The organism is Acidimicrobiia bacterium (assembly GCA_018057765.1).
Classification (GTDB): Bacteria; Actinomycetota; Acidimicrobiia; order IMCC26256; family JAGPDB01; genus JAGPDB01.
Genome location: JAGPDB010000002.1, coordinates 1 through 25,087 on the forward strand (window position 1 = coordinate 1; position 25,087 = coordinate 25,087).

21 protein-coding genes are annotated in these 25,087 nt (G+C 36.9%); 6 read left to right on the forward strand and 15 right to left on the reverse strand.

Annotated features, from left to right (window positions below):
• The 4 genes from KBF89_01365 to rpsL form a co-directional block, all read right to left on the reverse strand.
• Window positions 1-878: GTP-binding protein (locus KBF89_01365; GenBank protein ID MBP9114978.1), on the reverse strand; the 878-nt coding region annotated here is incomplete at its 3' end.
• Window positions 879-1,000: 122 nt separating this feature from the next.
• On the reverse strand, window positions 1,001-1,585 hold the full coding sequence (locus KBF89_01370; protein ID MBP9114979.1) for a carbonic anhydrase: 585 nt from the start codon (window positions 1,583-1,585) through the stop codon (window positions 1,001-1,003).
• Between the two features lie 78 nt (window positions 1,586-1,663).
• Window positions 1,664-2,149: a 30S ribosomal protein S7 gene (gene rpsG, locus KBF89_01375; GenBank protein ID MBP9114980.1), complete on the reverse strand. Its 486-nt coding sequence runs from the start codon at window positions 2,147-2,149 to the stop codon at window positions 1,664-1,666.
• The gene (rpsL, locus tag KBF89_01380; GenBank protein ID MBP9114981.1) at window positions 2,149-2,526 is read right to left on the reverse strand and encodes a 30S ribosomal protein S12; all 378 of its coding nucleotides are present in this window, start codon (window positions 2,524-2,526) and stop codon (window positions 2,149-2,151) included. The genes rpsG and rpsL overlap by 1 nt, the downstream gene beginning before the upstream one ends.
• A 290-nt stretch (window positions 2,527-2,816) precedes the next feature.
• Here rpsL and KBF89_01385 point away from each other — a divergent pair, with 290 nt between their 5' ends.
• Entirely contained in the window at window positions 2,817-3,692 is an 876-nt protein-coding gene (locus KBF89_01385; protein ID MBP9114982.1) for a glycosyltransferase, read from the forward strand.
• Here the strand turns inward: KBF89_01385 and KBF89_01390 are convergent.
• From KBF89_01390 to KBF89_01405, 4 genes are all read right to left on the reverse strand, one after another.
• On the reverse strand, window positions 3,689-5,077 hold the full coding sequence (locus KBF89_01390) for a hypothetical protein (protein ID MBP9114983.1): 1,389 nt from the start codon (window positions 5,075-5,077) through the stop codon (window positions 3,689-3,691). The two genes, KBF89_01385 and KBF89_01390, sit on opposite strands and share 4 nt — an antisense overlap.
• A 68-nt stretch (window positions 5,078-5,145) precedes the next feature.
• The gene (rfbB, locus tag KBF89_01395; protein MBP9114984.1) at window positions 5,146-6,150 is read right to left on the reverse strand and encodes a dTDP-glucose 4,6-dehydratase; all 1,005 of its coding nucleotides are present in this window, start codon (window positions 6,148-6,150) and stop codon (window positions 5,146-5,148) included.
• Window positions 6,151-6,211: 61 nt separating this feature from the next.
• Window positions 6,212-7,396 carry a PQQ-dependent sugar dehydrogenase gene (locus KBF89_01400; protein ID MBP9114985.1) on the reverse strand — a complete coding sequence of 395 codons (1,185 nt, stop codon included), beginning with the start codon at window positions 7,394-7,396 and terminating at the stop codon, window positions 6,212-6,214.
• Window positions 7,397-7,482: 86 nt separating this feature from the next.
• Entirely contained in the window at window positions 7,483-7,920 is a 438-nt protein-coding gene (locus tag KBF89_01405; GenBank protein ID MBP9114986.1) for a redoxin domain-containing protein, read from the reverse strand.
• A 113-nt stretch (window positions 7,921-8,033) separates the two neighbouring features.
• On the opposite strand from KBF89_01405, the gene KBF89_01410 reads away from it, so the two are divergent.
• Window positions 8,034-8,501: a DNA starvation/stationary phase protection protein gene (locus tag KBF89_01410; GenBank protein MBP9114987.1), complete on the forward strand. Its 468-nt coding sequence runs from the start codon at window positions 8,034-8,036 to the stop codon at window positions 8,499-8,501.
• 86 nt (window positions 8,502-8,587) lie between these two features.
• On the opposite strand, the gene KBF89_01415 is transcribed toward KBF89_01410, so the two are convergent.
• On the reverse strand, window positions 8,588-9,193 hold the full coding sequence (locus KBF89_01415) for a hypothetical protein (protein ID MBP9114988.1): 606 nt from the start codon (window positions 9,191-9,193) through the stop codon (window positions 8,588-8,590).
• Window positions 9,194-9,368: 175 nt separating this feature from the next.
• Between KBF89_01415 and KBF89_01420 the strand changes: the two genes are divergently transcribed.
• The gene (locus tag KBF89_01420; protein MBP9114989.1) at window positions 9,369-10,919 is read left to right on the forward strand and encodes a hypothetical protein; all 1,551 of its coding nucleotides are present in this window, start codon (window positions 9,369-9,371) and stop codon (window positions 10,917-10,919) included.
• A 13-nt stretch (window positions 10,920-10,932) separates the two neighbouring features.
• On the opposite strand, the gene KBF89_01425 is transcribed toward KBF89_01420, so the two are convergent.
• Complete coding sequence (locus KBF89_01425; protein ID MBP9114990.1) at window positions 10,933-11,493, reverse strand: RNA polymerase sigma factor; 561 nt, start codon at window positions 11,491-11,493, stop codon at window positions 10,933-10,935.
• Window positions 11,494-11,535: 42 nt separating this feature from the next.
• Between KBF89_01425 and KBF89_01430 the strand changes: the two genes are divergently transcribed.
• The 3 genes from KBF89_01430 (at window position 11,536) to KBF89_01440 (ending at window position 14,570) form a co-directional block, all read left to right on the forward strand.
• A complete protein-coding gene (locus KBF89_01430; protein ID MBP9114991.1) occupies window positions 11,536-12,018 on the forward strand; it encodes a hypothetical protein in 483 nt (160 codons plus the stop codon).
• Window positions 12,019-12,096: 78 nt separating this feature from the next.
• Window positions 12,097-12,828, forward strand: coding sequence for a YcnI family protein (locus tag KBF89_01435; protein MBP9114992.1), 732 nt, complete (start codon window positions 12,097-12,099; stop codon window positions 12,826-12,828).
• Window positions 12,829-12,965: 137 nt separating this feature from the next.
• On the forward strand, window positions 12,966-14,570 hold the full coding sequence (locus tag KBF89_01440) for a hypothetical protein (GenBank protein MBP9114993.1): 1,605 nt from the start codon (window positions 12,966-12,968) through the stop codon (window positions 14,568-14,570).
• A gap of 201 nt (window positions 14,571-14,771) precedes the next feature.
• On the opposite strand, the gene KBF89_01445 is transcribed toward KBF89_01440, so the two are convergent.
• From KBF89_01445 to KBF89_01465, 5 genes are all read right to left on the reverse strand, one after another.
• On the reverse strand, window positions 14,772-18,977 hold the full coding sequence (locus KBF89_01445) for a DNA-directed RNA polymerase subunit beta' (protein ID MBP9114994.1): 4,206 nt from the start codon (window positions 18,975-18,977) through the stop codon (window positions 14,772-14,774).
• Window positions 18,978-19,024: 47 nt separating this feature from the next.
• Window positions 19,025-22,537 (reverse strand): DNA-directed RNA polymerase subunit beta, encoded by a 3,513-nt coding sequence (gene rpoB, locus KBF89_01450; GenBank protein ID MBP9114995.1) that lies wholly within the window; start codon window positions 22,535-22,537, stop codon window positions 19,025-19,027.
• Window positions 22,538-22,853: 316 nt separating this feature from the next.
• Window positions 22,854-23,237, reverse strand: coding sequence for a 50S ribosomal protein L7/L12 (gene rplL / locus KBF89_01455; protein ID MBP9114996.1), 384 nt, complete (start codon window positions 23,235-23,237; stop codon window positions 22,854-22,856).
• Between the two features lie 55 nt (window positions 23,238-23,292).
• Window positions 23,293-23,868 (reverse strand): 50S ribosomal protein L10, encoded by a 576-nt coding sequence (gene rplJ / locus KBF89_01460; GenBank protein ID MBP9114997.1) that lies wholly within the window; start codon window positions 23,866-23,868, stop codon window positions 23,293-23,295.
• A 237-nt stretch (window positions 23,869-24,105) separates the two neighbouring features.
• Window positions 24,106-25,087 (reverse strand): hypothetical protein (locus tag KBF89_01465; protein MBP9114998.1); only part of this gene is annotated, 982 nt, incomplete at its 5' end.

Genomic DNA, 25,087 nt, shown 5'->3' on the forward strand with positions numbered 1-25,087 from the left:
TTTAAACCATCAATAGCAGGTATATCTAATGGGCTAGGAAGGTAATCAACAACTGCATTAAGCATAGGTTGAACACCTTTATTCTTAAATGCAGAACCTGTAAGAATTGGAACGAATTCGTTAGCAATAGTACCTTTACGAATTGCAGCTTTTAACAATGCTTCAGGAATTTCTTTATCTTCAAGATATAGTTCCATTAGTTCATCATCTGCACCAGCAACAACGTCGAGCATTTCATGACGATACTTGTTTGCAATTTCTTTTAGTTCGTCACGAATTTCACAAACCTCAAAATCAGCACCTTCAGATTTATCATCAAGAGCCCACTTAACTTCTTTCATTTGAATAAGGTCAACAACACCTTCGAAAACTTCTTCAGAACCAATAGGAAGTTGAAGTACAGCAGTTGTCGCGTTGAGGCGATCTTTGATCATATCTAAACACATATAGAAGTCTGCACCAGTACGATCCATTTTATTTACGAAACACATACGAGGAACATTATATTTGTCAGCTTGACGCCATACAGTTTCAGATTGTGGTTCAACACCAGCAACACCATCAAAAACACAAATCGCACCATCGAGTACACGCAAAGAACGCTCAACTTCAACAGTGAAGTCAACGTGTCCAGGTGTATCAATAATTTGAATCATATAATCGTGCCACATACAAGTAGTAGCAGCAGAAGTAATAGTAATACCACGCTCTTGCTCTTGTTCCATATAGTCCATGACAGCTCCACCTTCGTGGGTTTCACCGATCTTATAAGTACGGCCTGTATAAAATAAAATGCGTTCTGTAGTAGTAGTTTTACCAGCATCAATGTGTGCCATAATTCCGATGTTGCGGACTTTTGCGAGTGGGTGACGTGCCATTATTATTTCTTTCTGATTTCAATTATTAAAGCGGAGGATATTCTAGTGGAAGATTGTATTTATCGGTTTATCAGAGCATCTTTTCAAAAAAATTATTTTCTTAGTAGCTGTCATAAACGGAGTTAATATTGATTGATCTCTAAATTCTCTATTAGACCAGAGCTAATATCGAAAACCCAGCCATGGATATGAGGAAATCCTGTCGACTTTACTGCATCTAACACAAAATCAAGCTTGCTTAAACTCTCACATTGATTTTCAACGTTAAGTTCAACCATCTTCATATAGCGTTCTTGATAATTTAATAAAGATAATTCTTCGTTTGTAAATTTATATAATTCTATTATTGAATCAATATGTGAATTTACGTGTTCTAAATCAACAGGCTCAAGACTTGCCTTTACTCCTCCACATTCGTAATGCCCACAAACAACTATATGCTTGACATTTAAAACTTTTACAGCAAATTCAATTGCAGATACAACGTCTTCATCAGCCGGGTTAACTTGATTTGCAATATTTCTATGGACAAAAATCTCACCTGGAATAGAGCCAGTCATAACCTCAAAAGGGAAACGACTATCGCAACAACCAACCAACATAATTTCTGGCGATTGCCCATCCGCTAATGTTTTAAAATACTGGGAATCATTATTGAGCTGTTTTTCAACCCACTTACGGTTTTTTACTAGTAATTCTTCAAGCATAAAAATATTCTACTAAAACAAAAAGACGCGCCTACAAATTAATGCAAGACGCGTCCTTTAAATATTTTATTTAATTGACTACCAACGGAAATGAGCGAATGCTTTGTTAGCTTCAGCCATTTTTTGCAGATCTTCACGTTTCTTAATTGAAGTACCAACACCGTTTGATGCATCGATCAATTCTTGCGCTAAACGCTCTGCCATTGACTTTTCGCGTCTTTTACGTGAGTGAATTACTACCCAACGCACAGCTAATGTTGTTGCTCTTCTTGGTTTTACTTCAACTGGTACTTGATATGTTGCACCACCAACACGTCGAGATCTAACCTCGAGTGCGGGACGAACATTTTCAATTGCTTTTTTCAAAACTGCAACCGGATCTCCTGCTTCATCGCCATCGGTCTTTTTAGTTTTAACAATTTCAAGTGCATCATAAACAATTTTTGAAGCAATAGATTTTTTTCCTTGTTGAAGGATTCGGTTAATTAATTGTTGAACTATGACACTCTTATAAATAGGATCTGGTAATAGTTCACGTCTTTGGGCTGGTCCTTTACGTGGCATTATGCTTTCTTCTCTCTCTTAGCACCATAGCGGCTTCGTGCTTGTTTACGACCTACAACTCCTGATGCGTCAAGTGTTCCACGAACGACTTTATAACGAACACCTGGTAAGTCTTTTACACGTCCACCTCGAACTAGAACAATAGAGTGCTCTTGGAGGTTGTGGCCGATACCTGGAATATATGCTGTTACTTCTATACCTGTTGATAAACGTACACGTGCAATTTTACGAAGAGCAGAGTTTGGTTTTCTTGGTGTAAGAGTTTTTACTTGAGTACAAACACCACGTCGTTGTGGTGAACCCTTCAAAGCTGGAACTACAGATTTTGTAGTTTTTGTTTTTCGTCCTTTACGAACGAGTTGTTCAATTGTTGGCACTAAGGCTCCTCAATGTTTTGTCATTATTAATGACTTGCTTTTAGCATTGGCCGGTTGGTCAAGCTCATATGTGAACGGCTTAGCTCGAATGTCCAAATTTTGCAGGGACGGACCCTGTTGGATATTGCAGGGACGGACCCTGTTGGATAATCGTGCTCAGCAACGCCGACACAAGGATTATATTCTACGTTAGATAGCTAACTATTCTCAAGTTGAGTGTAATTTGAGGGCTAACTTCTACAATTAGCAATAAATATTCCATTTGCTATACTACTGGCCAAACATTGACTATGAGAAACTTAACACCCGTAACGATCAGTCTAATTATCCCCAATTTTAACTATGGAGAATTTCTAGAGGAATGTATTAACTCAGTATTAGACCAAACTGTAACCCCAGATGAGATAATCATTATTGATGATTGTTCTAGCGATAATTCATTAGAAATACTCAGTAGATTTGAAAACAATAAACAAATTAAAATCATCCGAAATCGTAAAAATTTAGGCATAGTAGACAATTTCAATAAAGCAATAAAGGCTTCAACATCTGATTATATTGTTTTCGTTGAAGCAGATAATAGAATTAAAAAGACTTTTGTTGAAGAGTATAAAAAAGCAATATCTAAAGATACTGAAGCAGCAATACTATATTGTGATATTACAATATTCGGCCCACGTGCTTGCCTACTTGCAGAGACCACAAATGCTAAAAACAATAACGATGGTAGTTATAGTTGGGTATTTCCTGAACCTAGTGATGAAAATATAAAAAGACTTGAGACAACAAATTTTATGCACGGTTCATCAATTTATCGAAGGGATTGGTATCAAAAAGTAGGAGGATACCAGGACAATGGGATCCCGGAAGATTTTGACTTATTTAGAAGAATAGTTTTTGCAGGCGGTTTACCTGTCCATGTTAATGCCGAGACCCTAGAATACCGACAACATTCACCAGATCAGTCTCAAACAAAAATTAACCTAGAAACCAAAATTGTTGAATTATTGCAAAGAAATAAGGTCCTTGAAGAAGAAATAGAGCGCGTAGATTCAGTATTAAAAGATAGAGATAAAGAAATCTACGAACTCAATAATAAATTAAATTCATTATCAGAAAAAATTATCGGAAAAATTAAAAGAATAATAAAAAAAATAAAAATCTAATTGTATCTTTGACGGATTACATTCACAGCTGTTTTAAATATCTCCTTACGATTTAATATATTAGGTGATGTTGCACATTTATTGGTTCCAAATTCAGATCTTGGTATACCAGCATCTTCAATAATTTTTCTAGGAATTGGTCTATCATATGAACCACCTACGCTATAACCTTCGGTTTCTTTTGAATTGGAAAGTTTTACTATTGGCGCACTGAACCGTGCCCCAATACTTGGCAAGGGGAGGTGAAAATATCCAACTCGCAATCGAAATTCTGTTGTACTTTTTCCTACAATTCCGTTTTTAGGTAAACCTGAGGTTAATTTAGATTGTTTTTCCCAAACGATATCTCCATATACACCAGATATGAAGATCTTGTCTTTAATATATGGTTCAAACACTAGGAATGTTATATCGTCGCCAGATCCTACTGTTGCAATAAATTCGTATGAATTTTCAGCTAGATCATCAGACACTTCAATATTTAAATTTTCAATTTGATCTGACATAATATGTTTAATTCTCTCTACATCCATACCTAATTTCTCGCCAATAACGGCTCCACAATCATCCATATTCCAAACTTCTACATCTAATGTAATTGCTTTTTTATAACCTAGTTCGTTTGCAATTACAGCTGTTGTGCTTGAGTCATATCCTTTTGATATCGAAGTCAAAGGCTCGAAGACAAACTTTCTATCGTTAGACATTGCATTGCTACACACTTGATACGTTTTCTTTTTTACAAATTCTCTATATTGTTTAAAATTTCTAAAATAGCGTTTCGGGCTTAAACGATGAAATTTTATACTTTCATTTCGACGTATAGAAAAATTATAAAACATAATTCGATAGAATATAATTTCATCATTTTCAAAAATTATTGGATTGGCTTGATCGATTCCATTTAGAGTTGCTAGTTCTATTGTATCTTCAATCGCGTTTGTTAAAGATTCAAAGAGTTTAGATTCAATGTCGATTTTCGATTCCTCCAATACAAAGTTTATTGAATTAGAAACAAAAAATTCATTATCTTCTTTTCTTCTTATGACATAAAGTGATTCTGCACAATGTCGAGGTGGAACAAACTGTATTTCATTATCAATTATGACAGCACCAGATCCAAACACAAATTCAGAAGTAGAAAAATTATATGATTTAAATTCACCATCCCAAGCGCCTTCAATTAAACAATCATTAGTAAATTCAACTTTATTGCCAACAAAAAATTTATATTCACTCTCTTTTAATATACATATCCAAGATAGAGGAGGTAATTTATTGTTAACTTTCACAGTCAAATTATTGACACTTATCTTTTGTGTAGCACCAACACCAACTTTTTTCTGTCGGTAAATATGAAAGATGTATACAGCAAATTTATTCAAATAAATATTATTTGAATTATAAATATGATCTACAAAGAATCTTTTTAATATTAAATTCAGAACATTACCTACTTGAGAAAATCAGGAACATAGAGGTCGGCCATGATCGGCTCCCACCACCATTCGTTGGCCTTATACCAGTCAACGGTTTTTGCTAAACCTTCTTCAAAAGTAACGCTTGGCTTGTAATCAAGTTCGCGTGTGAGCTTTGAGTGATCAATAGCGTAACGAAGATCATGTCCTGGACGATCAGTCACAAATTTCTTCTCTGATTTTGTTTCAGGTAGTGCCAATAAAATAGCGTCGGCAATTTCAATACCATTTTTTTCGGAACCGCCACCTACACAATAAGTTTCGCCTGCTTTGCCCTCATGTAAAATAAGGTCAATAGCCTCACAGTGATCTCGTACATATAGATAGTCGCGCACAGATTTTCCATCACCATAAATTGTTAAATCTTTATTGTTTAAAGCAAACAACGAAAACAATGGGACAATATTTTCTGGCACCTGATATGGACCATAATTATTTGAACAATTCGAAATGGTAATATGCATTCCATAAGTAGCAGCATACGCGCGAACTAAATGATCACTTGCTGCTTTAGTTGCAGAATAAGGACTACGCGGATCATAAGCAGTATTTTCGTTAAATTTTTCATTAGGATCAAGTGAAAGCTCACCAAAAACTTCATCGGTGGAAACATGATGGAAACGTTTAACTTTAAAGTCACGTGCCATGCGCAATAAAATGTTAGTAGCTACAACGTTACTAGATACAAAACTATCGGGATCTTCAATAGAACGATCAACATTTGTTTCTGCTGCAAAATGTACAATATAATCTAAACCTTTTTCAAAAATAGGTCGCAGTTTCTCTTCTTGTATTAGATCAAAATGATGAAATTCAATTTTGTCTTCAATGTCTTTAAGGTTTTCTCTTCTACCTTGTTTGTTTAATTTATCTACAATTACTATTTCATAATTAGGATATTTTTCAACAATCAGATGAGCAAAGTTTGTACCTATAAAACCTGCACCACCCGTGATAAGTATTCTTGGATTATTTGACATATCAAGATTTTAGATTAATTCTATAATTAAATCCGAAATGCTAGATATAGAGCTTAAATTTCTACAACTTTGGAATGATTTTTATGATTTTGTCATTCTTGTTATTATCAGTAGTTATAAAAAGATTGCCATCTGGTCCTTGTATAACACTACGTAAACGTCCAAAATCTTTTAATATTGAATCTAAATTAGTAACTTTATATCCTTTGTCGATACTATAAATATTCAATTTTTGATCTTTGAGCACCGCAACAGCCAATGCTCCATTATAAGAGCCCCATTGTTCACCTTCTATTAATGTTGCACCAGAAACTGCAATAGTAGAGTCGCCAGAAGACCAAATTGCCTTTTTTGCATCAGGATATTTTTTCAGATCAGTCATTGGAACATTTTCGTCATAACCGGGTCCAGGATCCCAGCCAAAATTACCTTTAATTAAAAGATTAATCTCGTCATCTACATCAGTCCCATGTTCCGCGGAGTATCCATAAACACCATCTATGGGCTTATTGAATAAAGCAATACCTTGGAGGTTACGATGACCGAAGTTAAATATCCGTGGATCAAAATCTCCACCCATATTTCCTTCTACACCTTTACCATCTCTATCAACACGCAACATTTTTCCACCTAGCGACTTATGATTTTGCGAGATACCAGAACTTGCTGTATCGCCAGCACCGACCCAAAGATGCTCTTCATTATCCATACGTATTCGACAACCAGAATGCCTACCGCTCTCATTGGCTGGAATATCTGTAATAATATCTTTATCTTCAACAACTTTTAATTCATAATCTAATTTTATTCTCTTAACTTTCACATTAAGCTTGTCACCAACTTTTCCATCATAACAAACAAAAATATTTGAGTTTTCTGAATACTTAGTGTCGATAGCTAATCCCAATAAACCGCCCTCGCCTTCAGCAAATACTTTTGAAACTTTTTGTATAACTCTTGATTTTCCATCTTTAAAGGCACTTAAACGTCCGGGTCGTTCTGTGTATAACATAGTGCCATTAGGTAAAAAACCTATATCCCAAACATTGACAAGACCACCAACAATGGTTTCAGTCTTTAACGTTGGAACATTAGAGCTAACTATTCTTGACTCTGTTGATTTTTGTACATTACTGGTATCGTTTTGAAAAACTAAAAAATAAATTGCTCCGATGACTACAAAAATAAATGCAATTATATAATACGGCTTGTGAGATTTAGTTTCAGAAAATATAGGTTTTGACATTGCAACCTCCTAGTCATGCAAGATGCTACAACCAATACACAAATTAGGCAAAACTAAAATTAATTATTTTCAATGAAATAAATACTTTATGCGTATTGAGTTAAATCTCTTTGCTTACCCAATTCTTCAGCTTCAAGTACTTTCAAAATGTCTCCGTTGGTGCCGACAAGATAAGACGTACGATTTGAACAACCTAAATCTTCATTAAAGTTATCATAATTTTTTGAAATTAGGCCATGCGGATAAAAATCGCTAACCATTGAGCCTTTAAACCCGTTCATCTCAACCCAGGCTATTTGTGAAGGTGCACTGTCACACGAAACTAAAACTACATCTCTTTGCGTTGTTAAATAATTATTTGGATTATCACGAATATCGCAAAGTTCAGAAGTGCATACACCTGTGAATGCAAATGGTATGAATATAACCCATGTTTCTTTACCGCCTTTTATTATTGACGTTTCTTCTCCATCGGGAGTTATATAATCTATATCTGGCGCTTTTGTTCCTACATTTAATGTCATAAGTTAAACCTATCACAACAATAATAACTATGCATATTTTGTATTTTTTATTGAATTTTCTATATTTATATTTATGTACTAGTCTCGATTGTAAGATAGACAAGGAGAAAGATATGCAAATAGATACAAATATTTCTAAAACAGACAGAACAGAAATCTCAGAAGGGCTCAGTAAAGTACTGGCAGATACTTTCACCCTTTATCTAAAAACACATAAATTTCATTGGAATGTAACTGGCCCAATGTTCTCAGCTTTACATGCAACATTTGAAATTCAATATAATGAGCTTTGGTTAGCAACAGATCTAATTGCTGAAAGAATAAGAGCTTTAGGATCATTCTCACCAGGTAGCTACAATGAATTTTCGATGTTGACTTCAATAAAAGAAGCTGTTGATAATCCTAAAGCTATGGATATGATAAAAGAACTAGTCGAGGGCCACGAAACTGTTGCTAAAACAATACGTGAAGCAATGACACATGCAGAAAAATCTGGTGACGAAGTAACACAAGATATACTTACTCAACGTTTAACAGAGCATGAAAAAACAGCTTGGATGTTACGTTCAAATTTGGAATAGAATAGTATCTTTCGTCAAATATAGATTTATTGTTTTTAGAACATTGCTGTTTTAAAAACACGATCATATGAGATAACACTAAACCATCAATCAGTTAACCCTAAATTTAAAGGCGATTGTTCCATCAATCGGTTATATTCGTTAATCAGCGCACCCATTGGCGCTTGAACTATCCCAGGAACAACTTTTTTTAAATCAGCAATTAATCCAATAAACTCATCAATATTTTCTAAAACTATATCGAGTGAGATAGGTTCACTTAAACTTGGTGACTCTCCAAGGACTCTAATCACATCTGTTAGTCTTTCGCTAATTTCAACATATGTTTGAATAACTTTATTAAAGGCATTATGTTGTTCAGAACTTAAAGTCTTGAGAAATTCTTCATTACTCATGCTTCTATTTGTTTCAGGATTCTCAGCTTTTTTTGCCAAGAGGTTTTTAGCTAATCCTAATAACGACTCAGTATATTCAAGTTTGCCAGAAACAATTCGTTCAATTCTTTCCGACAAGTTCATAAATACTTTTCTTCGAGTATCAAGTAATTGTATTTCAGTATCTGTACCTTTGTATATTGGTAAAATTGCTGTACCAAAAATATGTTCGAATACATCGAGTTCATAATATAATTCGATGATATCTTTAACTCGTTCATAGAAGGGGTTCGACTTACGACCATTTCCGTGTGACATAATTATATTTCGACTTAACTTTGACATTCTTAACACCAATTACTACTTAGATCTTCGCAGTATTCACCATATTCATTTAATGACAGTTTAAAGCTATTTTTTTTATATTAAATCATATTATTTATTAAGAAATATGCTATTTTTGCCGACTTAAATTCAAGGTTTAGGAGTAACTATGAAAAAATACAAAAAAGGATTAACAAGCATTCTTGCAATGTTAGTCGTAACATTAGGCATGCAAGCTGGATTTGTTAGCGGGGCATTTGCAGCAGATACGCCAACTGATTTAACAGTGAGTAGCTATATTACAAACTATGGTAGAACGCTTGAATTCCACGTTTGTAACGCAGGACCAACACCAGTAACTTCTGTAACGCTAGATCTTCCCTACACAAATTATACGCCAACTGACCTAAGTGTCTTAACTGCAATGGGCAATGCACAAGATATTGGTAGCATAACTGATCAAGGTATTTGGAGCGGGATATTAGGTGGTCAAGACCCAAACGATATTAATGACCAACAAGAATGCCTCAAGATAGTTTTCATCGGCAATCCAACTACCAACATTGGAAGCGTTATAACTTTTAACCCAAGTATTACCAGTAGCATGCTAGAAGATTCTTCAGCAAATATTGATCCTAACCCATCGAATAATGATGGTTCAGATGGTGGAGTACAATATAGTGTCATTGCTGACCCTGATCTTGCTTTATCAACTCGACTATTGACTTCAGGTACAATTTCAGCGGGAGCAAATGTTAGCTATGAAATAACTTTGTCCAATATTGGATCAGGCGACTATGATGCAACGAGTTCAGATAATGAACCTGGATTCTATTTTATAATGCCTGCAGGCGCCAACTATACAAGTCTCACAGACTTAAATACTGGAGATAATCTATCGCTAGGCGACATTGGCGGTAACGGTCCGTGTGAAAATTTTGGTGACGTTCAGGCAATTGGATCATATTTTAATATCGATCTATCTAAATATTCTGGTTATGTTATGCATTGTGCATTTGATCTAGTTGACAATACTTTTGCTTCAAATACATCATTTTCATTCCAGTTAAATATGTCAGCAAGCGACAGTTTTGCTTCAGGAGATACAGAAGTTGTAGGAGTTGCAGTCGGCAATGATGGAGATACGGGCAAGTTTTTTTTCGCAGAGTTCACAGGAAAAGATTTCTTTGCAGTGCCAATAAATAACATTATGCATCTAACATATGATGCAAGTGCATTAGTCCCTACGTTTACCCCATGTGCAGGACAAGGTGAAGTAACCACTGTTGATGATGCATGTTTTGATATAAGTTTCAATAAAGAAATATATGGTCCTTCATTTACTTCTGACAAAGTTATTGTTACCGGTGGAGGCCACGTATCTTCGTTTGCACAAAACTCTTCAAACTCTTGGACCGTACACGTAACTGGGATGACTCTTGGTGGTACTACTACTTTGACTATAGACCCATCTACTGTTGAAGATCTATCTGCAGTACAAAACGGCACACAAGTTTTGGGTATTAATACAATTAGATTTGCTGCTGTAACTGCAAGTACCGATGGTTCTGGAAATACTGGAACAGTAAATTCAGCCGGTATCACTACACTACCTAAGACTGGAAAAAATATAGATTTATTAACTCCGCTAATGCTTCTTATATTTGGTTTAGGCATATCAAAATTTATGGCTCGCAAGAAAGAGTTAATTACAATATAAATTTGATGATATCTTAAATAATATTGTCTTTATAGTTTCTACTTAGAGTTTCACGTGCTCGTGAGACTCTAGATCTAATAGTACCGACGGGGATGTTCAGTATTAATGCGCTTTCTTCATACGGAAATTTAAGAATTTGTGTTAACACAAAAGCTTCACGATGATCACTAGAAATATTAACTAAACTTTCTTCACAGATCTCATCATCAATAAAGTCATAATCATCAAATAAATCATTTTGAGGCTGCTTCATACATTTTTCAGTAAGTGATCTGGTCTTAACTCGCTCGCGTACATAGTCACAACAAACATATCGAGCAATATGTATCATAAATCCTTCTACACTCTTTATATCGCATGCTATATTTTTCTGTTTTAATGCGCGTACATAAGTTTCTTGGGTTAGATCTAGAGCATCGTCTATCGAGCCCATTGTGCAACAATATTTATAGACACTTTGATAACTTCTCGTTAGAAGTTCCTCATAAGCATTGCTGTCACCATAACGTGCAGCCTCAATGAGAATAGGTAAAGGTAACTTCTTAGCTTTTAAAGTAGATACCTTTAATTTCATATAAGCATGTTATCTGAGTTGGTATTGACCTAGCATTACTGTGTGAACATAAATGATGAAAAAGATTCCAAAAATACAGATAATGTCACACAGCTACCGGCTAGTAAAGTGAAATCGAATAACACTCGGATAATATTTGGCATATTTGACGCTAGAGATGAATCTCTTGTTCCCTTACAAATATTGTTATTGATTTTGGCTTGTATTGAATCATTTCAAGGTATTTATAACATTATAAATCCGGGAAAGAGCGCGACACCCCATGTATACGCTCACCTTGGAGCTTATACTTTGGCTTACGCAAGTGCATTGTTCGTAATCGCTTTTAGGCCTGCACGTGCACGTGGACTTCTAGTTATAATTGTTGTTGCAATGCTTGGTTTTATAGCAACATCAATTATTGATGTTATTAGCGGACGAACAGCATTGGCTGGAGAAACTGAACATTTGACGAAGTTAATTCCACCAATTGTTGTCTGGCTAATAGCTATGCGCGTTGTAAATTTCTCAAAATTAAAAAAATAATTAAAAATATTCATATTTATGGAACTTTTTCTAAGAAATTTGTGACTACTTATATATACGAATAGAAAGGTATTATCAATGAAAAATACAATAACGAAGTTTGGAAAGCTTCTATCACTTATGACACTAGTTGTCGCAACACTGGGGGTAATGAGCCTTCCCGCTTCAGCACATGTTGGCGTTGGTCCAAATACTGCAGAACAAGGAAGCTTTGGCGTTTTCAATTTTAAAGTACCCAATGAAGAAGCAGATGCGAATACTGTAAAACTTGAAGTAGCAATCCCCGTTGATGCACATATGGGATATGTTTCAGTTCAACCAAAAGCTGGTTGGACATATGAAGTTGAAAAAACAAAATTGGATCCACCTGTTAAAGGAAAACATGGTGAAATCAAAGAAGTAGTTTCAAAAATTACTTGGTCAGGTGGCGAAATCAAGCCTGGAGAATTTGATCAATTTACAGTATCAATGGGAGTACTACCAAGTACAGTTGATTCAATAAGTTTTAAAACAATCCAAACTTATTCAAATGGAGTTATTTCTAGATGGATTGATGAACCATTAGCCGATGGAAAAGAAGCAGAACATCCTGCACCTGTACTTACGTTAACTAAAGCTTCAAGTGATGATGCAATGGCTTCAACACATGATGCTAAAAACGAAAAGAAATCAGCAGACAATTCAGACGAATCAGATGACGATGATTCAGATGACGAATCATCAAGCAATACTGTTGGATATGTAGGTATTGGACTTGGTGCAGTTGCTTTACTTGCAGCTATTGCAGCTTTTAGCAAAAAGAATAAATAAATAAATAAATAAATATCTATAAATAGTTTTATATTAATAATTGGGTCTAACCTTAAGGCCCAATTTTTTTTACTTAAATGATATTTCATCTAAGTAAAAATTTTTTAATTAATTCCAATCATTTCTTATGATAAAGCATGGTAAAATTAATTCAAATGACTTCTAAAAAAATATTTTTTCTCAAAAAATCCCTCATTCTTCTGACTTTCCTCACGATTAGCATTGCTGGTGGGGCTGGTGTGCTTAGTGCTATAGAACCTAGTGAATCGATAAGGATAGTGGGTTTCAGCCTGCAATTTAACGTTTCAGCTGGTTCTTCCGCAAGATTACTTGGCGAGCATATCGCTGATTCTAGAGGGATCGCTACAAATATTGATGTGAAACTTATCAAGAATAGTGATTACCCTAAAGCGATTGAGGATTTCAAATCTATCTATCGACCCGACAAGAACAAAAAAGAACCGACTAAAGCGCTTGCACTTCAAAGACTTCAAGATTTATACCAGAATAAAGGAATGGTGCTTGTTTATAAATTATTGGCAAAATATATCCTTATTTTCTCGCTTGGTTTTGCGAGCGCTTATATTTTAAGTGCTGTTATTTTCGAAAAAATCAAACGTAGCATCAACAAATCTCTAGACGTGAAGCCACTTTCAAAAAAGACGATTATATTGTCGTTTCTAACTGGTGTTTTGATTAGTATTTTATTTTTTGGGTTAAACGTTTATCATCTTTCCCATGACAAAAATATCACAAAACGAATCGAGAGCGTAATTGCTGCACCTATTGATGAATATATTTTGACAGGTACTTCTAAATCTGCCGCAAATTTTGAAACAATCAATACCGAAATCAATAAGGAATTAAAGCGAGTTACCGAACTAGAAAAGTCATTGCGCAAAGGTTCAAAAGAACTAGGTACTCAAGAAAGTAAACAAGTATCATTTATTATTGCTTCTGACTCACATAATCTTCCGAGTACACCACTAACTTTACAAAACCTTTTACGTGCTTCAAATGCCGATGGTTCAATACTATTGGGCGATTTTCTTAACACTGGAGCACAATTTGAAATAGATTCTTTGAGTGGAATCAAGATAGGCGATGTGACATTTTCTGGATATAATTCTATTTTCAAATGCAAAAGTTACGATGCTAAACAAAACTGCACTTCTGATGGTGGTCGGTTTCCCTTATATGGACTAACTGGCAATCATGATACTTCTAATTTTAAAACAGAATTAGAGAAGCTAGGCATTGGCGATTTGACAAGGAATGAAGTGGAAGAACTTCCCAATATTTATGCCTTAGATGATTTTTGTCATGTTGATACTAAATGTAGCGATGACTATCATGAGGCAAACAAGAAATATGCTGAACAGGAATTGGAAAAGTTCAAAGAAAAATATAGTGGTATTAATGCGAATGATAAACCAGAGGTTGGTTTCTTTGCAAGCGAAGATGCTGCAAAAGTTTTTATCGGCGAACTAAAAACAATAGTTCATGGTGGCAAACATTTATATGGTTCAGAAGTTAAAAGTGGGACAAAGATAATTAGTGTTGGTACAATAGGCGCTGGGTTTCCTCGAGGAGCAAAGTATTCAAATGCGGTACTTCTCACTTTTGATGTTAAGAATAATGATGCGAATTCAGTTAATCCTTCAAGTTCCCTTAGTAGTTGTCAATCAATAATATGGGATCAGTATCTTCCTAACAAGGCTAAAATAAACCAGTGCTACTAGAGCCATCTTTCTATAGAGCATATTTAATAACTATACAGAGCAAGCACTAGTAAAAGATTTGTAATATATGATTAAATGGTTTTTAAATAACTGGTTTTAAAATAAAAAGGGCCCCACCGAAGTGAGACCCTGAATTATTTTTTTGTTTGTGTCGATTTGTGTTAGTACTAACATCTGTGACAGCCAACACGGATTCCTGGATTAGTTTGTTTTGTGAGATCCTTCTGTTTCACTAGAAGTTACATCAGATTCTTGCGTTGAAGCATCATTAATAACATCAGAAGATTCTTCAGCCGAAACATCAGAATTACCTTCAACAACAGTCTCTTCAACAATAGTTTCTGGAGTTTCTAATACTGCAGTTGCTGTATTACCCATTGACATGAAACTTGCAACATCGCTAGGTGAAGCAGAATAACCAGTTTGGCCTCCACTACCTTCAAGTGATGCGCGCAAACGATCAGCCAAATCAAGATCTGCATCTTCATCATCTGCAGACCAGAATGCCATTGGAGTATAGTTTGGAGCTTCAGTACGAATATCGTTATACATTGCCATACCTGTTCCAGCTGGAATAAGTTTACCAATAATAACATTCTCTTTAAGTCCAACTAGTGAGTCGCTTCGACCATCAATTGCAGCTTCAGTAAGAACACGGGTTGTTTCTTGGAAAGATGCAGCTGACATCCATGAGTCAGTAGCCAAAGAGGCTTTAGTGATACCCATAAGTTCAGGTCGTCCTTCAGATGGTTTCAAACCTTGCTCAACTAAATGACGGTTAACATCACCGAAGACACGTGAATCAATTTTTGAACCAGGTAGGAATTGTGAATCTCCCTGTTCAGAAACCATAACACGACGTAACATTTGTCGTACAATAACTTCAACATGCTTATCATGAATAGAAACACCTTGTTCACGATACACTTTTTGTACTTCGTCAGAGAGGTAAAGTTGAGCTTCACGAACACCCTTAATCGCCAAAATTTCTTTTGGATCAAGAGGAGTTTTATGATCACCAGTTAGACGATCACCAGCTGTTACTTCGTCACCATCTTGAACTGTTAAAGTAGCACGACGAGAAACAACATGGTCAATTTCTTCACCCTTGTCAGTAATAATGCTAACGACTTTCTCGCCCTTATCATTTTCACCAATGCGAGCAACACCAGATTCAAGTGCAAGAGCAGCTTTACCTTTAGGTGTACGAGCTTCGAAAAGTTCAACAACACGAGGAAGACCGTGAGTAATATCGTCTCCAGCAACACCACCAGTATGGAAAGTACGCATAGTTAGCTGTGTTCCAGGTTCACCAATTGATTGTGCAGCAATAATACCGACTGCTTCACCAAGTTCAACAAGCTTGCCTGATGCCAACATAGCACCATAACAATTTCGACAAACACCATTAAGCGTGTCACAAGTTAATACTGAACGAACACGGACACGATCAACTTTTGAATCAGCTAAAAGAATGTTTAATTCTGTTTCGCGAATCATTTGATTTCGTTCCATAACGCTGCCATCAGACATTTTAATGTCATCAGCCAAAGTACGGTGCATCAATTTATTTTCTAAGAAACGAACATAATCACTATCAGGATTAACATCTTCAACCCAAACACCTCGAGCAGAAGAACAATCTTCTTCACGAACAATAAGTTCTTGTGAAACGTCAACTAGACGACGAGTCAAATAACCAGAGTCAGCAGTACGAAGTGCAGTATCGGCCAAACCTTTACGAGCACCGTGAGTAGAAATGAAATATTCAAGAACACTCAAACCTTCACGGAAGTTGGACTTGATAGGGCGTGGAATAATTTCACCACGAGGGTTAGCCACAAGACCACGCATACCTGCAATTTGTCGAAGTTGCATCACGTTACCACGAGCTCCAGAACTTAACATCATCTGAATTGGATTGAATGGCTTTGTAAGCATCTCTGCTTGAAGAGCATCCTTAATACGATCAGTAGCTTCAGTCCAGATTTCGATTTCTTTACCACGACGTTCTTCATCAGTGATAATACCTCTATTGTACTGTTGTTCAACTTTGGCAGCTTCACCTTCATATTTATTTAAAAGGTCAGCTTTTTCGCTAGGAGTTGCAACATCATCAATAGAAATTGTAATACCAGCAGATGTAGCATATTTAAATCCTGCATCTTTTAGATTATCTAGTGAATTAGCAACATCTTTGCGGTTAAATCTTTCAACCAATAATGAACAAATATCTGTAAGATCTTTTTTACGGAAAGTCATATGATGGAATGGGAAACCATCAGGGAAACAATTGTTAAACACTATACGTCCAAGTGTTGTCTCAACCATAACCTGTGCAGGTTTAGTATCTGTTGGCTCATATCGACGTAAAACTATTGCGTCAGGATTTTTCTCATCACGAATAGGAAATTCAGTTTCTGGAAAACGATGTGCATCCATACGAACTTTAATGTTCGCGTGAATACTTAAACGTTCTTTGCCATCGCTTGACCAGCCTGGAGACTTACTCAAAAGAGCTTCGAATGATCCACCTGATTGTAGACGATCGTCATAAGCAAGGAATGCCTCATCAATCGAACTGAAAATTCTTCCCTCGCCCATTGCACCTTCACGGTGTTCTGTTAGATAATACATTCCAATAATCATGTCAATTGTAGGAAGAGCCAAAGGTCGACCTGAAGCTGGTGACAAAATATTGTGTGCAGACAACATTAATAAACGAGCTTCTGCTTGTCCTTCAGTAGACAAAGGAACGTGAACAGCCATCTGGTCACCGTCGAAGTCAGCATTGAAAGCTGTACAAACAAGTGGGTGAAGTTGAATAGCTTTTCCTTCAACTAAACGAGGCTCAAAAGCTTGAATACCAAGTCTATGAAGTGTCGGAGCACGGTTTAAGAATACTGGATGTTCGCGAATAGTTTCTTCGAGTACGTCCCAGACTTGTGGGCGGCTTCTTTCAACCATTCTCTTTGCAGATTTAATATTTTGAGCAAGTTCTAAATCAACTAAACGTTTCATAACGAAAGGTTTGAACAATTCCAAAGCCATTTGTTTTGGTAGACCACATTGATGAAGCTTTAATTGAGGACCTACAACAATTACAGAACGACCAGAATAGTCAACACGTTTTCCGAGCAAGTTTTGACGGAAACGACCTTGTTTTCCTTTAAGCATATCGCTCAAAGATTTCAAAGCACGTCCGCCAGGTCCAGCAACAGGACGACCACGACGACCATTATCGAATAGCGCATCTACAGCTTCTTGAAGCATTCGCTTCTCATTATTAATAATAATTTCTGGAGCTTCTAGATCAAGCAAACGTTGCAGACGATTGTTACGGTTAATAACACGACGGTACAAATCATTTAAGTCTGATGTAGCAAAACGCCCACCATCGAGTTGGACCATAGGTCGTAAATCTGGAGGTATAACTGGAATTACAGTAAGTATCATTCCATCAGGATTATTTATGCGTTGACCATTTTCGTCACGTTTGTTAAAAGATGCAATAACTTTCAAGCGTTTAATAGCACGCGCTTTTCGCATACCTTTACCTGTAGCAATTGTGTCTTTAAGCATTTCTTCTTCAAGATCAAGATCCATACGATCAATAAAATCTTTAACCGCTTGTGCACCCATTCCACCAACAAAATAGTCTTCGAAACGGTCACGAAGTTCGCGCCAGATTGGACCATCTTCAATAAGTTGACGTGGTGTTAAGGAACGAAATAGATCCCATACTTCTCTAAGAGCATCAATTTCGCCATCTTTTTCTTCACGAAGATCTTCTATTTCTTTTTCAGCAATTTTACGAATTTTATCAAGCTCAGCTTTTTTCGCACCACGCTTTTCAGCTGCAGCTAGATCAGTTTCAAGTTCAACGAAACGAGCATTGATAGCAACATCACGTTCTTGTTCTAATTCTTTTCTCTCTTCATTTAATTCAGTTTCGAGTGAAGCAAGATCATTGTGACGTTTTTCTTCATCAACATGAACAACCAAATGTGAAGCAAAATAAATAACTTTTTCAAGAAGTTTAGGAGCAATATCTACAAGATAACCCAAACGAGAAGGAACACCTTTAAAATACCAAATATGAGTTACAGGAGCAGCTAAGTCGAGGTGACCCATACGTTCACGACGAACTTTTGAACGAGTTACTTCAACACCACAACGCTCACAAATGATACCCTTGAAACGAACACGTTTGTATTTACCACAAGCACATTCCCAGTCCTTTGTAGGACCAAAAATTTTCTCACAGAACAATCCGTCTTTCTCTGGTTTAAGAGTACGATAATTAATCGTTTCAGGTTTTTTTACCTCACCGTTCGACCATGAGCGGATTTGCTCAGCAGTCGCTAGTGAGATAGTAAGGCGTTGTGACTCATTTACGTCAATCATTTTTTTCCTTCTTGGAGCTTCTAGGAGGGTTTAACCCTTAGAGATTATTAAATACGGGCGTGAGCAGATGCTGGAACATCATCTTCGTCTTCACCTTTTTCATGACGAGTTAAATTAATACCCATCATGTGTGCAGTACGAGATGCTTCTTCTTCTGAGTCACCAATAGTAATTTCATTACCATCACCGTTAAGAACTTTTACGTCCAAGCACAATGATTGCATTTCTTTAATAAGAACTTTGAAACTTTCTGGGATACCAGGTTCAGGAATGTTTTCACCCTTTACAATAGCTTCGTATACTTTTACGCGTCCAAGAACATCGTCTGACTTTATAGTCAAAATTTCTTGTAGAGCATAAGCAGCACCGTAAGCTTCAAGAGCCCAAACTTCCATCTCACCGAATCTCTGGCCACCGAATTGTGCTTTACCACCGAGTGGTTGTTGCGTAATCATAGAGTAAGGACCAGTTGAACGAGCATGAATTTTATCGTCAACCATATGGCTCAATTTCAGAATATACATAACACCAACCATGATTGGGTTATCAAATCTTTCACCAGTACGGCCATCATATAACCATGCTTTACCATCTACGCCAACAAGACGTTCACCATGCATACCGTCAGGTCGCATGTCTTGGTATAGGTTTTGAATAGTTTCTTCAGCAGTACCAGCAGCATCTTCTAGATCCCAATGAGCACCATCGAAAACAGGAGTTGAAACATAAGTAGCAACGTTTGCATTTGGTCGTGTTTTACGAGTGTATTTTTCACGCGGCTGTGTTTTTGACCAACCGTGAGTTGCAACATAACCAAGGTGACATTCTAAAACCTGTCCAATATTCATTCGAGAAGGAACACCAAGAGGGTTAAGAATAATATCTACAGGAGTACCGTCAGCCATGAATGGCATGTCTTCTTCTGGAAGAATTTTTGAGATAACACCTTTGTTACCGTGTCGTCCAGCAAGCTTATCACCTTCTTGGATTTTACGTTTTTGTGCAACATAAACACGAACTAGTTGATTAACACCAGGTGGTAGTTCATCACCGTTTTCTCTAGAGAAAACTTTAACGTCGATAACTTTTCCAGTTTCACCGTGTGGAACTTTTAGAGAAGTGTCTCTAACTTCGCGAGCTTTCTCACCGAAAATCGCGCGTAGTAGTCTTTCTTCAGGTGTAAGTTCAGTTTCACCTTTAGGTGTTACTTTTCCGACCAAGATATCTCCAGAGCGAACCTCTGCACCAACGCGAACAATACCACGTTCATCCAAATCACGCATAACGTCATCTGCAAGGTTAGGAATATCACGAGTGATTTCTTCTGAACCTAGTTTTGTATCACGTGCGTCAATTTCATGTTCATCTATATGAATTGAAGTTAAAACGTCATCACGAACTAAACGTTGGTTAAGAACAATCGCGTCCTCAAAGTTACAGCCGTTCCAAGGCATGAAAGCTATAGTTAAGTTTTTACCTAGAGCAAGTTCACCTTGATCTGTTGAAGAACCATCAGCAAGTACTTGGCCTTTTTTGATTTGTTGGCCTTGTGAAATAATTGGTTTTTGATTGATACAAGTACCTTGATTAGAACGACGGAACTTAAACAAAGGATGTGTCTTTCGTCCAGTTTCTGCATAATCAATAGTTATTGTTGATGCGCTAACTTCAATAACGCTACCGTCATTTTCAGCAAGCAAAACATCACCAGCATCTTGAGCACATCGTGCTTCCATACCAGTACCAACAATAGGAGCATCAGCACGAATAAGTGGAACAGCTTGACGTTGCATGTTCGCACCCATGAGCGCGCGGTTTGCATCATCGTGTTCAAGGAATGGAATAAGAGCAGTAGCAATTGAAACCATTTGTTTTGGAGAAACATCCATATAATGAATTTCTTCTGGTGGTACGAAAGCAACTTCACCACGACCAGCACGAACCAAAACTCGAGGATCAGTGAACTCTAATTTATCTCCAAGTTTCGCATTTGCCTGAGCAATAACATAACGATCTTCATCATCAGCACTTAGATAATCGATGTCTTTTGTAACAATACCATTCTTAACCCGACGATATGGTGTCTCAATAAAACCATAAGCGTTAATACGAGCGAAGGATGAAAGATATCCAATAAGACCAATGTTTGGACCTTCTGGAGTTTCAATAGGACACATACGACCATAGTGAGAGGGGTGAACGTCTCGAACTTCGAAACCTGCACGTTCACGAGATAGACCACCAGGTCCAAGTGCAGATAAACGACGCTTGTGAGTTAGACCTGAAATTGGATTTGTTTGGTCCATGAATTGGCTGAGTTGAGAAGAACCAAAAAATTCTTTCATCGAAGCAACTATTGGACGTATATTAATAAGTGTTTGCGGAGTGATTGCTTCAGAATCCTGAGTAGTCATTCGTTCTCGAACAACACGTTCCATACGAGATAGACCAACACGAACTTGGTTCATAATCAATTCACCAACGGAACGAATACGACGGTTTCCGAAGTGGTCGATGTCGTCGGGGAAATAACCAGGATGTTTTGGATCTACTGGCATTTCATTTGCATGCAAACGTATTAGATACGAAATTGTAGCCAATATATCTGTACGAGTAAGTGTGTACTCTTCGTAATCGTCACTTGGGTTTTCAACTGGAACATCCAAGTCAAGTTTCTTTAAAGTACTTGAAAGTACACGATATTCATCACTAAGTTTTTTAGAAACTTTATGACGACCGACACGTGCAAGATCATACCGTTTTGAATTAAAGAATAATGCTTCAACAAGGTTTTTTGAACCTTCAACTGTTGGCGGCTCACCTGGACGTAATTTTTTATACAGATCTAAAAATGCTTCATCTGTTGTTGTTGTATTATCTTTTGCCAAAGTATTCATTATTACTTCGTAAGGTTCTTTAGTTACAGGATCAACAAAGAGTTTCGCAATGTCTTCGTTAGTTTCACCAAAGCCAAGAGCTTTAAGGAAAATAGTAACTGGTGTTTTACGTTTTCGGTCAACACGAACGTGAGCAACACCTCGTTTGTCAACTTCAAATTCTAACCAAGCACCCCTACCAGGAATTATTTTCGCATCAAAAACAACATTATCTGGATTGGTCTTATCTTTGGTCATTCCGAAGTAAACGCCTGGGCTTCGAATAAGTTGTGACACAACAATACGTTCAGTACCGTTAACAATGAAGGTACCTCTTGCTGTCATTGTTGGGAAGTCACCCATGAAAACTGTTTGTTCTTTAATTTCACCAGTACCTGCGTTTAAGAAACGAGCTGTCACGAAAAGTGGACGAGCATAAGTCATATCGCGTTCGCGACATTCTTCTTCAGTATATTTCGGTGGATCAAAAACATGATCTGTAAGTTCTAGACGTAATTGTCCTGAGAAATCTTCGATCGGGGATATATCTGAAAGTACTTGGCCGATACCGTGGTCAATAAACCATCTGTAACTTAAAGTTTGTATATCTAGAAGGTTTGGTATTGGTAGAACTTCTTCGATTTTAGAAAATGAATATCTTTCACGCTGGGCTAAAAGTGGCAATTAGAACTCCTTGGCAGTTCGCACGGTTATAATTTTAACTCTAAATTCTCATTACGAAAAGTCAGTAAGCCTGCAAAATAAAGGTCAAACGACACTCAAAGTGTTATTTGAATAATAAATGGGTTGACAAATTTTTCTGGTGAGAACAAGGGTTACTAGACACTCTAGTGCAATACCATACATTCACGCAAAGCGGAAGTATGGGGTAAGAATAAATCGCCGAAAAGACGATTTAATCCCAACAGCACTATATAATCATGCGGACAGTGCTTGCGAAAACGTCACTGCCCACCGATCGTGAGTGCTTATATTGTTACTACTTGAGTTCTACAGATGCGCCAGCAGCTTCAAGAGCAGCTTTTGCTTCGTTTGCAGCGTCTGGTTTTGCACCTTCAAGGATTGCTTTTGGAGCTGCTTCAACAAGATCTTTAGCTTCTTTAAGACCCAAACCTGTAATAGTTCTAACTTCTTTAATAACTGCAATCTTATTTGCACCAGCTTCTTTAAGAACAACATCAAATGCGTCTTTTTCTTCTGCTGGAGCTGCGTCGCCGCCGCCTGCTGCTGGAGCTGCTGCTGCTGCTGGAGCTGCTGCTGTTACACCAAATTCTTCTTCGAACGCAGTTAAGAATTCTGATAGTTCAAGAACTGTCATTGTTTTGAAGTGATCTAGTAGTTGGTCGTTTGTCATGGTTGCCATGTTATTTGCCTTTCATTGTTTCTAAATTTATTTTTTAGAATTTGTTTGTTAAAATTTATGCAGCTTCTTCTGAATCTTTTTTCTCTGCTAATGCTTTTATTGCATAAGCTGCTTTTGTAATAGGTGCTTGGAATAGTCGTGCAGCTTTTGAAAGCGGTGCTTGGAATGCCCCAGCAACTTGTGCAAGTAAAACTTCTCTTGAAGGTAGTTTTGCTAATGCAACTATCTCACTTTCATCAAGAACTGTATCTCCTAGAAGACCTGCTTTGATAGTAAGAATTTTTGTAGAGTCAACATGTTTTTTTATTATTTTTGCCGTTGCTACTGCGTCTGATTTTGCGAATGCTATTGCTATTGGACCAGTAAGAGTTTCGTCAAAGTTATAACCAGCCGATGTTGCTGCTAAACGTACGAGGGTATTTTTATATACTTTATATTCTGAACCCTCTGCTCTTAGTTCTGCTCTTAACTCTGCAAGTTGAGAAACACTAAGGCCTCTATATTCAGTAAATAATGTTGCTTTTGATGTTTCAATATATTCTTTTATTTCTGCAACAATTGCTTGTTTGTCTTCGCGCGGATATTTTGCACTTCGACGTTCTGTAGAATTTTTTTCCTGAACAGTTGTCATACTTACTCTTCTCTTTTGTGTTAAAACTTTTTTATCGAATAGTTTGTTGCTTGTAAGCATAAAGAAGAAGAAAAACACGATTTATCGTGTATTAAATTTCAACCTCTTTTGGATCAGATCTTTTCTCGATACTGTTTTATGCTTTTTGGCAACCAAATGTCTTCGGTAAGGAATTAAATACTATTACTTTTACTCTTCATCTTGCAAATTATGACGAAGAGTAAAAAAATATAATTTCTATAAACTTAGTGTAGGGGCAGCTGATGAACCAACAGCCCATGGGTTTGGTGAACCAACAGCTGGAGTGTCAGCTGTCGGAGTCTGAACGAAAGTTGTTTTTGTTTTACCATTTGCACTCGAAGTAAGAACAATAGTATCTAGTTTTGGATCACCGCTAGCTTGCTGAACCTCAGTCTTTGGTTTTCCATTATTATCCGCGCCAGAAGAAAGATCGCCCGTTTCATTTGGAAGTTCTGCTTTAGGTATCGTTTTGGGTACAGTTGATACATTCGTTTCACCTAATCGTGGAGTTGTTGACTTAATTTCATCTCGTAGAGATGGAGTATTATCACCCTTACCAACAATGCTCAAGACAATGCCTACCACAAAAGCTCCAACACCAGCACGCACCGCCCTTCGGAACAGAGGGTCTTTTCGATAACGGTCTTTAAACCATGTAATGGGTCCTTGACGTTTAGTTAACGCTTTTGCCTGTGATTCAAATTCATTTAAACGATTTTCATATCCATCAATAAACGCGCCCATATGTCGATCGTTTACATATTGAGGGTATTGCCTAACCTCGTCAGCGAGTATCCTAGCTTCACCTATGAGACTATTAATTTTTTGAAGATTCGAGGTGATGACATCCACATCACTATTTCCTTCAATAGCGTTAAAACACTCTTCAATTTTTTTTCTAAAACCACCAAGTACGCCCTCATGGTCTTCTCTCGGATAATCAACAAATGGTCGCTCAGTATCGCTAACAGCAGTTTTTGATGGGGTGCTAACTTCTGCAATAATGCCTGATGCCTGTGATTCGAATTTATTTAATTGATTTTCATATCCATCAATAAACGCGCCCATATATCGATCGTTTACATATTGAGGGTATTGCCTAACCTCGTCAGCGAGTATCCTAGCTTCACCTATGAGACTATTAATTTTTTGAAGATTCGAGGTGATGACATCCACATCACTATTTCCTTCAATAGCG